General features: G+C 39.8%; 11 protein-coding genes. 1 reads left to right on the top strand and 10 read right to left on the bottom strand.

Translation table 11 applies throughout. The features are described from left to right. The coding region (locus tag BM073_RS11650; protein ID WP_139217487.1) for a T9SS type A sorting domain-containing protein at positions 1 to 1,861 on the top strand (1,861 nt) is incomplete at its 5' end. Positions 1,862 to 2,005: 144 nt separating this feature from the next. Here BM073_RS11650 and BM073_RS11645 read toward each other — a convergent pair. The 10 genes from BM073_RS11645 to BM073_RS11595 all read right to left on the bottom strand — a co-directional run bounded on the left by BM073_RS11645 (position 2,006) and on the right by BM073_RS11595 (position 11,361). Beyond that, positions 2,006 to 2,473, bottom strand: a complete 468-nt coding sequence (locus tag BM073_RS11645) for a hypothetical protein (protein ID WP_091654304.1) — start codon at positions 2,471 to 2,473, stop codon at positions 2,006 to 2,008. A gap of 113 nt (positions 2,474 to 2,586) precedes the next feature. Further along, on the bottom strand, positions 2,587 to 4,143 hold the full coding sequence (locus BM073_RS11640; protein ID WP_091654302.1) for a glycoside hydrolase family 99-like domain-containing protein: 1,557 nt from the start codon (positions 4,141 to 4,143) through the stop codon (positions 2,587 to 2,589). 69 nt (positions 4,144 to 4,212) lie between these two features. Further along, positions 4,213 to 4,758, bottom strand: coding sequence for a GNAT family N-acetyltransferase (locus BM073_RS11635; RefSeq protein ID WP_091654300.1), 546 nt, complete (start codon positions 4,756 to 4,758; stop codon positions 4,213 to 4,215). 60 nt (positions 4,759 to 4,818) lie between these two features. Continuing rightward, positions 4,819 to 5,781 carry a transketolase family protein gene (locus tag BM073_RS11630; RefSeq protein WP_091654299.1) on the bottom strand — a complete coding sequence of 321 codons (963 nt, stop codon included), beginning with the start codon at positions 5,779 to 5,781 and terminating at the stop codon, positions 4,819 to 4,821. Between the two features lie 22 nt (positions 5,782 to 5,803). After that, complete coding sequence (locus tag BM073_RS11625; protein WP_091654297.1) at positions 5,804 to 6,655, bottom strand: transketolase; 852 nt, start codon at positions 6,653 to 6,655, stop codon at positions 5,804 to 5,806. A 9-nt stretch (positions 6,656 to 6,664) separates the two neighbouring features. Next, positions 6,665 to 7,114, bottom strand: a complete 450-nt coding sequence (gene bcp / locus BM073_RS11620; RefSeq protein WP_091654295.1) for a thioredoxin-dependent thiol peroxidase — start codon at positions 7,112 to 7,114, stop codon at positions 6,665 to 6,667. Positions 7,115 to 7,143: 29 nt separating this feature from the next. Next, positions 7,144 to 9,018 (bottom strand): M23 family metallopeptidase, encoded by a 1,875-nt coding sequence (locus BM073_RS11615; RefSeq protein WP_091654347.1) that lies wholly within the window; start codon positions 9,016 to 9,018, stop codon positions 7,144 to 7,146. After that, on the bottom strand, positions 9,005 to 9,616 hold the full coding sequence (locus BM073_RS11610) for a fumarylacetoacetate hydrolase family protein (RefSeq protein ID WP_091654293.1): 612 nt from the start codon (positions 9,614 to 9,616) through the stop codon (positions 9,005 to 9,007). The genes BM073_RS11615 and BM073_RS11610 overlap by 14 nt, the downstream gene beginning before the upstream one ends. A 106-nt stretch (positions 9,617 to 9,722) precedes the next feature. Next, on the bottom strand, positions 9,723 to 10,382 hold the full coding sequence (locus BM073_RS11605) for a DUF4377 domain-containing protein (protein ID WP_217643107.1): 660 nt from the start codon (positions 10,380 to 10,382) through the stop codon (positions 9,723 to 9,725). A 349-nt stretch (positions 10,383 to 10,731) separates the two neighbouring features. Then, the gene (locus BM073_RS11595; protein ID WP_245756406.1) at positions 10,732 to 11,361 is read right to left on the bottom strand and encodes an SGNH/GDSL hydrolase family protein; all 630 of its coding nucleotides are present in this window, start codon (positions 11,359 to 11,361) and stop codon (positions 10,732 to 10,734) included. Positions 11,362 to 11,441: the final 80 nt, after the last annotated feature.

The raw sequence follows: 11,441 nt of genomic DNA, 5'->3' as shown, positions 1-11,441 counted from the left end.
TGGCGGGCCGTATGAAATCAGTGCGGAGTTGAGTCCAGCAGGGGTGTTGAGTAACTATGACATTACGTACAATACTGCGGAGTTCACGATCACCAAAAGACCAATAACGGTTACCGCTGATAATAACAGCAAGTATTGTGGACAGGTGGATCCAGGTTTGACTTATCAAGTAACCTCTGGTAGCTTGACTTTTACAGATGCCTTTACTGGCAATGTCGCAAGAGTAAGTGGAGAAGGAACAGGAGTTTATTCAATCAATCAAGGTAGCTTGGTATTGAATCCAAATTATGACCTAACCTTCATTTCTGGACAGTTCACTATTAACGGGGTTAGCATCGACGCCTCCGCATCCGGAACTCCTGTTCAAATTGGAACAGCTGCGACCTTAAATGCAACTGTAACTCCATCTCCGAGTGGAGCTCCTTTGGCAGGTGTAAGCGTAGTCTTTGTGGTGAAAAATGAAGCTGGTGGAACGGTATTTACCTCTGCTCCAGTTTTAACCAATGCTTCTGGAATAGCTACACACCAGACAAACGCATTTACTAATGCAATCGGTGTCTACAAAGTCACTGCAATCGCAGGAACTGGATGTGCTAGCTCTGTAGCTTATATCCCGGTATATGATCCAAATGACAGCTTCGTAACTGGCGGTGGCTGGATCAATTCTCCAGAAGGTGCTATGCCAGATAATCCTACTGCAGTTGGAAAAGCCAACTTTGGATTTGTTTCGAAATACAAGAAGGGCTCAAATCAAGTTGATGGAAATACTGAGTTCCAGTTTAACGCAGGTAATATCAACTTTAAGAGTACCATGCATGAATCTGGATCATTGGTGATCTCCGGTGGTAAGGCTACCTATAGAGGAACAGGTACTATCAACGGACAGCCAGGATACAAATTTGTAGTAGTGGCTATTGATGGAAACTGGAATGGAGGAACCAATCCTGACCGATTCAGAATTAAGATCACGACAGCTACTGGCGGTACAACAATCTATGATAACCAAATCGGTAAGGATGAAAATGGTACCGATGCAACTGTCCTTGGAAACAATGGTCAAGGCGGCGGATCTATCGTGATTCATGAAGTGAAGAAAGGCAACAAACGTGTTGTAGCCGATTTGATCCAAGTACCTTGGAATACCCCAATTGAAACTGTCAAGAAGGAAGTTGAGAAAATGAGCCTGACTTGGTTTGAAGCGAAGAAACTTCCGATGACCCTTCAGTCTGATTCTTACGATCCTTTGACTCCGGGCATCTACGAACTGAAAGCAGATCTGATCGCGAATGAATTCTATTCCTTGGATGAACCGATCTCTATTCAGGTATTGGTATTGAATAAGCCAGAGGCGCTGGATATAGTAGTGGACAATAACAAGTTTGCATCTAACTTGAAGTCTGGTGAGGTTCTTGGCTACTTGAATACCATTGACCCTGCGGATAACATCCATAGCTATAGCCTAGATGAGAATCCTGAAGTACAATTGAATGGAAATAAATTGATATGGATGGGCAATTCAATTCCTGCAAGCTTAAGTCTGAGAGTTTCTAGCACAGACAGAGCAGGTCAGACTATTTCTAAGGAAATTGTTTTGAATAGAGAGTTGAAACCAGGTGAGTTCTTCGTTTATCCAAACCCAGCAAGCTCCGAAACCAATATCCTAATTGATCTTGATTATCTTTCAGGAACAGTTGCGATCCAAATTTACGATGCTATAGGTAGGGTAGTAGGAGAGAATGTGGCTATAAGAGAAGGTAGATTTACTCAAACTTTCAACTTAGATGGCCTGGCTGCCGGAATGTATACGGTTCAAGTTCGAATGGGCAATATGGTAATGACCAAGCGATTGATAATCAAGTAAGGCATCAAGCCCTGAAATTGAAAAGTCCCAACTCATCATGAGTTGGGACTTTTTTTGTTAACTCTTTCTTAAAGGATTTTTTCCAATGACTGCTTTGTCAAGTTATTATGCTTTTGAATTTTTAAGCTTTAGGGAATCAATAGTTTATGCTACATATTTATTTTTTACTCTTTCAGCAATATAGTTTTCTCCTAATTCCTTAGGACCCTTAATTATAAGCCTTCTAGTTTGTTCTTGATTGATCATCAGAGCTAATGAAATCAATGCTAAATTTTTGATGATGTATTGCCCAACTAAGGTGGGGGTAAACCAGGTTTGCCAAGTTTCATTAGGTAGAAATATTACTGGTAAAAATGTGGAAATCATATGTCCAAGTAAAACAAGTAAGGCAACTTTAGAGATTTTTGGAAATAGCCAACAGATTCCTATCAAACATTCCCCAAGACCAAAAGCTTGATTGAAAATCTCAAAAGGAATAATTCCCCCCAAAAGCTGATTGAATAGGTTTTCTACTAAAGGTTCGGCTGGGGATATTCCAATAACCTTTAAAATTCCAAACCAGAAATAAATGATAAAGAGGGAAACTCTTCCCAAGCTTGCAAGGTGATTCATAAAACTTAGATTAAGCTTTAAACCTAAGTTTTAAGATTTTTTTATGATATGATATTTATCATAAAAAGGTATTTTCTTGAATTATTAAAGAAAATAAAATCAACAACCTTTTATTATTTACCCCCAAATACCTCTCTGATAGCCTCCAAATAATCATATCCATGACCCACTGTCGGCTCTATGTGATTTCCTTCCAGGTACTCATTCCAACAGCAAATCATAATCGTATTACCCTTGGTGTTTCTATATTTTAGAGATACCTCCTGGGCTTCTTTTAGCTTAGCTTGAAAAGTGGATTTTGTACTATGAACATTGTCCTTGTAAGGCTCTGAAGGAAATCCAGCTTGCTGAGGCCATGTGCCACCTGCCGGACGCATATCCCAACCCATAGCTACAGGAACTTGATACTCGAAATTAGGATCTTCTTTAAACTGCTCGCTCCACATGGTCCAATGGCCTCGATAGGTTTCCCTCATATCAGCATAGCTGCGATTATCTTTTTCGAAAAAATTATGATACACATATCCTGTCATTCCTTCAAATCCCATTGTTTTGAGCCTCGGGACATATTCCTGAAGTAAGAGCCTATTTACATATCTTCCTCCTTCCCAAGGTCTATTTGAATTATTTGCTTGCCATTTGGTGGGTAAACCATAAGCCCTTTCACGCTCTAACATGGGGCCCGCCATCACTGCGATAAATTTGATTCCGGGGAAGCCCTGCTCTCTGGCAATTCTTTGGGAAAGATTTAGTAAATCTTTTAACTCTAATCCATAAAAAGCTGCCCGAGCTTCGGCATCTTGTGGAAAATAGAAATATACTATGGGTCTTCCATCTTCTGTTTTTAAATAATCTTTCCTGTTAAAATAAGAGTCCGTCCATCTTCTGGTAATTTTCTCATGAACCTGCAAGTAAAGTTCCTTCGTTGGCTTCTCACCCGGATAATTCGCTTTTCTTGCCATTTCATCCGGAGATCCTATTTTTAGCCAGTTCATCCATCGATCATCACTGTCATCACACCAATTAATTGCCCATTTCAGTTGATCTTTTTCGGGAAGCTTTGCATTGACTTCCAGTAATATCTCCAGTTGTTCATTCCATTCTTCCAAACCTGGAACAGCAACTCTTCCATCTCTGCTGGAATCTATTTTCCATCCTTTAGGGTAAAAAATACGTGACTGAGGGCCAAAATAAAGATGATAATAATAGTGTCTGCCATAAAACCAGTTGTAAGCAAAGAAATCTATACCATAAGATTTCATCAACTCCAATTGTATCCTAGCAACATCCTTGTCATCCCTTTTATAAAATCCTTTTAATTCCTTGACCGGTTTCCTGTCTAAATAAGGTCCTTCATAGGGGTAATTTCGATTATAAACTCTTCCCCTTGGTCCCCATATAGCAGGATTCTTCAAATTGGCACAGTCTTCTGGATTTTGTAAACAAGACCAAAAATTATCCCTGTCTCTATTAGGGTCAGGATCTGTGTCCCAAGAAGGCATAAAATAAACTCCTACCAATTCCTCTTGCTTAAGTTGAGATGAGGGTTCGTTCTCGAGTAAAGTAGATTTAAGCTCCGATTGATCTTTTGAGTCACTAATAGACTTTACTTGGCAGGAGATTGCTAAAAACAGAAAAATTAAAATGAGGGGTCTGTAAATCGGAATCATGAGTAAAACATTCAGATTTTAAGATACATTCAGCAGAATTAAAAATGAAGCTTTCCGCTATTGAAGACCTTATATATTTAAATCCTTTTTCATAATCTGAATTTGTCTGAACTCGTCCTTCAACTTTTCAAAGTCGAGGCTATATTCGAAGATCTTTTGATATCCACATTTTTCATAAAATCTTTTGGCTTGGGCTTTAGAAACCATAGCCTCCAACCAAATGGAATCTAATTGATTGTTTTTGGCTACCTGCTCTATATGAATCATTAATGCTTTTGCAACTCCTCGGCCGTGAGTCCGAGAACTCAGGTAAAGCCGATGCAATTTCATGGCATTAGGAATATGGATTTCTCTGGGAGAAAATGGGAAATCGTATTTTAAAATCCCTACTATTTCATTCTCCCAAGAGACGAAAAAGTAGTGAGCCCTTTCTCTGGCAATCTCTTTTTTAATATTCTCCTTATTGTATATCAAGTTTAAATACCAATCTCCTCTGTCTTGCCAGAAGTCTTGATAGGCTTCTTTATAGATGTTTTCCATCAATTCAAAAAGCAAGTCTGTGTCTTTTTCGACAATGGGGGATAATTGGATTTTTTCTGAAAGATGCAGATTCATAAAGAGCTAAAAAAAGCCACGATACCGTTTGGCATGTGGCTTTTAGTTTTATTCGACAACTTATTTTCTGGATAGGGCCTTCTTGGCAGCTTTTACAATATTGGCTGCGTTTAGTCCATATTTCTCCAAAAGGGCGGTAGGAGTTCCTGATTCTCCGAAACTGTCATTGACACCCACATATTCCAAAGGAGCAGGATTGTTTCTTGCCAAGGTCTGAGCTATCGCATCACCTAATCCGCCATTGATCTGGTGCTCTTCAGCGGAGACGGCACATCCGGTTTTCTTGACAGATTCCAAAATAGCCTCTTCATCCAAAGGTTTGATCGTGTGGATATTGATTACTTCAGCAGAAATACCTTCTTCTCTTAGCATAGCCTCAGCAACATTCGCTTCCCAAACCATATGACCTGTAGCAAAGATGCTCACATCCTTACCATCTATCATTTTCCATGCTTTTCCGATTTCAAATTTCTGATCTGCAGGAGTAAATATTGGCCAGCTTGGACGTCCGAATCTCAAATAAACCGGTCCCTCGTATTCGGCAATTGCCAAGGTCGCAGCTTTTGTTTGATTGTAGTCGCAAGGATTGATCACAGTCATGTGTGGAAGCATTTTCATCATCCCCAAGTCTTCCAATATCTGGTGAGTTGCGCCATCCTCACCCAATGTCAAACCGGCGTGAGAAGCACATATTTTGACGTTTTTATTAGAATAGGCAACGGATTGTCTGATTTGATCATACACTCTTCCTGTTGCAAAATTTGCAAAGGTTCCTGCAAAAGGGATTTTGCCTCCTATCGCCAAACCAGCGGAAATGCCTATCATATTTGCTTCAGCAATTCCTGTCTGGAAAAAGCGCTCAGGAAATTCTTTTTGAAAAGCTCCCATTTTCAGAGAACCAATCAGATCCGCACAAAGGCCAACTACATTTGGGTTTTTTCTTCCTGCTTCCAAGAAGCCATCACCAAAACCTGAACGGGTATCTTTTTTCTCAGTATATGTAAATTTTAAGTCTAAGCTCATGATATTCTTTGTGTTGGGTAGATTAATAATCGCCTAAGGTTTCCTCTAACTGTCCTAAGGCATTGGCTAATTGCTCGTCGCTAGGAGGGGAGCCATGCCACTTGTGAGTACCGACCATAAAGTCAACACCATAGCCCATTTCTGTATACAGTAGGTTCATCACAGGCTTGCCTTTTCCTGTCAAGGACTTGGCTTTTTCAAGACCTTCCAGAACAGACTTTAGATCATTTCCTTTCTTGGTTTCGATTACTTCCCAACCAAAAGCTTCCCATTTAGCCTTGAGATTTTTCAGGTCCATCACTTCTGTAGTTGGCCCGTCAATCTGTTGGCCATTGTAATCTACCGTGGCGATCAAATTATCAACCCCAAAATGGGCAGCATACATGGCAGCTTCCCATACCTGACCTTCTTGCAACTCTCCATCACCCATTAGGATATAAATCAAGTGATCATCCTTTTCCAGTTTTTTGGACTGGGCAGCACCTAGTGCAACAGATAGCCCTTGACCCAAAGAACCTGATGCTACACGAATACCTGGTAGGTGCTCGTGAGTGGCAGGGTGACCCTGAAGTCTGGAATTGATTTTTCTGAAGGTTTTGAGTTCTTCAACTGGAAAATAACCGCTTCTAGCCAAGACTGAATACCAGCCGGCAGATAGGTGGCCATTGGAAAGGAAGAAAATATCCTCGCCTTTTCCATCCATTTTAAAGTCAGGATTGTGTCTCAACTGATCAAAATATAAGGCCACAAAGAATTCAGCGCAGCCAAGTGGAGCACCGGGATGTCCGGATTGCACAGCATGCACCATTCTCAGTACATCTCTTCTGAGTTGAGTACAGATTTTTTGGAGTTGTTCGATAGATTGTTTTTCCATTACGGAGGTTTATTTTAGGATTTGAGCAGTGTGTTCTTTGGTTTTTACTTTTTCAATGATCTCCTCAATCTTGCCTTCTTCATCGATCACAAATGTAGTTCTTGCAGTTCCCATATATTTTCTTCCATACATGGACTTTTCTACCCAAGTGCCATAAGCTTCATGCACTTTTAGATCTGGATCTGCGATCAAAGAGAAAGGAAGAGATTGTTTTTCAATGAATTTTTGATGGGATTTTTCAGAGTCTGAACTGATCCCCAAAACTACATAACCGGCTTTTTGCAGGGCCTCATAATTATCTCTCAGGTTACAAGCCTGAGCCGTACAGCCGGGAGTATTGTCTTTAGGATAAAAATACAGAATTACTTTTTTCCCTTTAAAATCAGAGAGTTTGATGGTTTCTCCTGTTTCAATTTTTGCTTCAAAATCTGGTGCCTTTTGGCCTACTTCTAATGACATACGTTTAATTTTTTTTAATGAAACATGAATTAAGCGATGGTTCCTTTCCATTCGGCTACATTTCCAGCCATGTCAGTTACCCTAAGAATAACAGGTCCACGGAAGGGTTGTTTATCCAGTTTTTCTGACCAGATCAAGGCTTGCTTATGCTCATACCGCATCAACACCCATTTCCCATCCACTTTTGCTTCGAAGCTCTGAATTCCGGATAAATCATCCCGAATGGAAAAGCGAATTTCAGTGGCATTCACCCTTACCGGAGTTATGCTGGGAGCCTTGATGTCTTCAGCAAGCATAAAAGTACCAAAATTTCTGGTTTTAAAGCGGATTGCCCCGTCTTCCCAAGTTCCTCCTACAAATGATTTACTGCCTCTGCTATTAACTTGATATACATGAGTTCTGGATTTATTCAAATTTCCGGGACTGGTGTTCCAGAGAACTTCCATAGAATTCCATAAATATTCCGAAGGATCATTGATTTGTAATCTTGCAGCACTACCGGTTCCACTTTCCTGAATTCTTAGATATAGGTCATCTAATAGGGTGTTTTTATCAAATTTGATCTGAACACCTCTTTGCGCAAAAAGCTTTTCTTCTCCAGCAGGAATGGCTGCTTTGAGTGGGGTGCTAATTACTTCTGAGCAAAGATCAATTTCTTCAGGAATTCCAAATTGCATATCCCACAAATAAGTCCGGCTATTTGCGTCTTGATAGGCAGGCAGCATTTCAAAAGTCCGGGTACCCACGTAAAATTTAGCCAAGCCTCCCAGTTTGGATATAGGGGCTTTAATTTTTAGGATGTTTCCCATATAATCCACTTGGGCTCTGGTCGGAGCAGCGCCATCTGCGATTACAAATTCCTGATCCTTTCCCTGCATTGAGAATTGAATTTTTTGAGTATTCCCCAAAGCATCGATCAGGCGCAATTCATAATTTTTTCTTTTTCCCGGCTCCAATTCCATATGTCCTATCCCGGCCTGATAAGGTCTGAGATATTCAAATTTCAGGTTGGGTTGATAGTAGAGTTTTGAAAACCTGTTTTGATGCGTATGCAACAAAAACTGTCGGGTATAATTAAAATCCACCTTATCCACTGTTAATTGGTAAAGCAAGGAGTCGTTTTCCCGAATTTCAAAATACGGGAAGCCATTCCTGTTACTTGCTCCGTCCAATTGGTCGAAGCCCTGCACTTCAATACCCACTTTCCCAGTGATTTGAATGGTTTCGGGAATTTTATATACACCTCCGCTTGCAATAGGAGTAAACTCCATCCGCTCGAATTTTCCATTAATTCTGGAATCAATTTGAAGGGGGACAAGTGCTAATTTCTGTGGAGTAGGAGCTATGTTGTCCAGGATTTCCGGAAAACCAAAAAGAAGCGGATCCATAGCTCTGTCCAGACTGTCTCTTATTTCAAAATGTAAATGAGGTCCGCCTGAACTCCCTGTATTCCCTCCGTCGGCTATTCGTTCGCCTTTTTTGAAACTTAGCTCTCCAGGTGTGGGATATAATTCCAACTCATTGACTTGCGCTTCGTACATGCGTTCTATCATGTATTGATGAAGCTTGGGATTGAAATTCCTTAAATGCCCATAAAGAGTTATGTGCCCTGAAGGGTGCTTGAGATAGATGACATTTCCATAGCCGTAAGTGGAAATTTTTATGCGATGAACCCAACCATCTGCAGCTGCATAAATGGGTTCTCCTTCCACACCTCCAAACTTATAATCAAGCCCAGTATGGAAATGGTTTGGTCTTAATTCAGAGAAATTTCCCGACAAATAATTCCTTCCCCCAGGTTTGACTGGAGAACGGAAATAATCTCGGATGACTCCTTGAGAGAATGAATTTTGACCAATAAAAAGAAATAAAATGAATACGGGTAGTAGTTTACTTAACTTCAAAATCAAGCATTTTTTGGGTTCCAATGAATCCTTCTAGACGATCTCCAATTTTGACAGGACCAACTCCCGCTGGAGTTCCTGTGTAAATCAAATCGCCTTTCTTCAACGTGAAAAATTGGGAAACGTATTCAATTATCGTAGCAAAATTGAAAAGCATTAAGCTGGTATTTCCCTGTTGCTTGATTTCCCCATTGATGGTAAGGTGAAAGTCAATGGATTCCAAGTTGGGGATCTCTGAAACGGGAATAAAATCTCCAATAGGAGCAGAGCCATTAAAGGCTTTTGCTATTTCCCAAGGCAAACCTTTGGCTTTGCATTGATCTTGAAGATCACGGGCCGTAAAATCAATTCCCAATCCTATTTCCTCATAATACCTATGAGCAAATTTCTTTTGAATATACTTTCCCTCTTTATTGATTTTCAATACCAATTCTGCTTCATGATGAATGTTTTTCGAAAAATCGGGGTAATAAAATGCCGCTCCGTTTTTCAATAAAGCTGTATCTGGTTTCAAAAAAACTACCGGATTTCCTGGTGTCTCATTTTTTAATTCTTCAATATGAGCCGCATAATTACGGCCGATGCAGATAATTTTCATAGATTTTAGGGCTTTTATAAAGCTTGAAAATGGTAGGAATTTCCAAACGTGAAAATAAGCATATCCTTCACAAAAAGCGGTCAAAAAGCAAGGATAAAAGAGATTTTTACTCGGATGGTTGTAATCTGGCTAGAAGATTTTCTTTATCATCAAAAAACTCTAAAAAGCCTTCTGTTGTGAGTTGGTAGTATGTCGTGGATTGTACAAAACTAAAGCCTCCCTCCTGAATTGGGCTTTGGCCAAGGCAAATTTTATCGGCCTCCAATCGATAATAGGTATGCGCTAATTGGATTTTTCTTTCCCCCACTTCCCCCATTCCTGTGATTCCCTTAAAACAACCTCCATACGTTTCAAGCGTTCTGCTTAATTTTTGAATCCGAATAAAAATTGGAAAATAGGGTTGTTCCGGTATGGATATATTTTGCCAAGCTCCCTTGATTGATCCTATCCAATCTTTTTGTTTCTGTAAAATGGACTTCAATTTGAATTTTTGAAAAGGTTGATCCACTTCATATTCTACTTTTAGTTTGTAAAAATATCCTTCTTCAAATTTAAAGCCTTTAATTTCGAAACTCTCCGATTGACGTTTCCACTTAGAGTAATCTATCTCTTCATTATCTTGAGTAAGAAAAAAAATTCCTGCTTCGGCATTGGGATATAATTCTGAATTCAGGGGATACGGATATACCCAAATGATTTTGGTTTCCTTTTCAGCACAGGAAAATAAAATGGCTAAAAGTAGGCATAAGTATTTGCTCGCCTTCATCTCAATTAATTTAGCCCAGACAGGCACTTTCCCTTCTACAATAAATGTAAGGATATTTCCCATTCATTTGAAAATGCCCCGATGCTGGAAATGGAATAATTTATAATTGACTGATACAAGCCTTGAGTATAGGTTTCATTTTCCCAAAAGATTTAGTTTTATACGCTACTATCTTTTTAGAGGCTATGATCTTATATCTCTCTATTGAAATATCTTATCCTATAGAAGAAACTATTTCTAAGCTTAACCAAATGGTTGTTTTAAAATCTTTAGCCTTTCTGGAGATTAAAAGGCATGGAAAGTGGGAGAAATATTCAGAATGACAAAAAAGATCCTATCAAGGAAAGGCTTATTGCTGAAACTTGATAGAGTTTACAACCTTGAATAGTTCAGAAGCCCAGTGTTCGTAAACTTTTCCTGATGGGTGCAACTGATCCGCAACGACCATTTCAGGCTGAGCACCCACTCTGCGATAATGTTCAGTAATCTCTACGAACTTCACTCCAAATTTCCCGCAAACGCTTTTTTTGGCCTGATTGTAGGCGTCGATTTCAGCAGCAACTTTCTGTTTGTCAGTGGATCGTTTATCAGCAAAAGGCGTAACTCCCCAATCGGGGATAGAAACGACCACTACTCGGTTTGGTCTATTTCCTGCAAATCCAATTGCTCTTAAAAGCATTAATTCAAAGTCAACCCGATAATCGTCTACGGATCGTCCTCGGTATTGATTATTTACTCCGATTAATAAGGTGACTAAATCATAGGGAGTGCCTGTTGGAGCAGCTTCATTGATTCCTTTATCCAATTCGTCAACAGTCCATCCGGTTTTGGCAATGATCTCAGGTTTGCCCCATTTGAGTTCGGTCTGAGTATTTAATTTTTCAACCAGAATGTTGGGGTATCGATCCTTTTCAGGTACTCCCTCTCCAATCGTATAACTGTCTCCTAAAGCAAGGTAGGTTAAAGGTTGATCTTTCACGGTGGTTAAATTTTGGGGAAGCTCTATGCTCGCTGTGTTGCAAGCCAAAAGAACTGATATAAAAATAAATAAACTATACA

It is taken from the genome of Algoriphagus ornithinivorans (assembly GCF_900115305.1).
Classification (GTDB): Bacteria; Bacteroidota; Bacteroidia; order Cytophagales; family Cyclobacteriaceae; genus Algoriphagus; species Algoriphagus ornithinivorans.
Note: the sequence above shows the minus strand (reverse complement) of the source record. Positions and strands in the feature narration are given on the sequence as shown.

Bases quoted from the DNA above. Each gene is read 5' to 3' on its own strand.
- BM073_RS11645 (WP_091654304.1), bottom strand. From the start codon at position 2,473: ATGAATCACCTTGCAAGCTTGGGAAGAGTTTCCCTCTTTATCATTTAT.
- BM073_RS11610 (WP_091654293.1), bottom strand. From the start codon at position 9,616: ATGAAAATTATCTGCATCGGCCGTAATTATGCGGCTCATATTGAAGAA.
- BM073_RS11630 (WP_091654299.1), bottom strand. From the start codon at position 5,781: ATGAGCTTAGACTTAAAATTTACATATACTGAGAAAAAAGATACCCGT.
- BM073_RS11605 (WP_217643107.1), bottom strand. From the start codon at position 10,382: ATGAAGGCGAGCAAATACTTATGCCTACTTTTAGCCATTTTATTTTCC.
- BM073_RS11640 (WP_091654302.1), bottom strand. From the start codon at position 4,143: ATGATTCCGATTTACAGACCCCTCATTTTAATTTTTCTGTTTTTAGCA.
- BM073_RS11625 (WP_091654297.1), bottom strand. From the start codon at position 6,655: ATGGAAAAACAATCTATCGAACAACTCCAAAAAATCTGTACTCAACTC.
- BM073_RS11635 (WP_091654300.1), bottom strand. From the start codon at position 4,758: ATGAATCTGCATCTTTCAGAAAAAATCCAATTATCCCCCATTGTCGAA.
- bcp (WP_091654295.1), bottom strand. From the start codon at position 7,114: ATGTCATTAGAAGTAGGCCAAAAGGCACCAGATTTTGAAGCAAAAATT.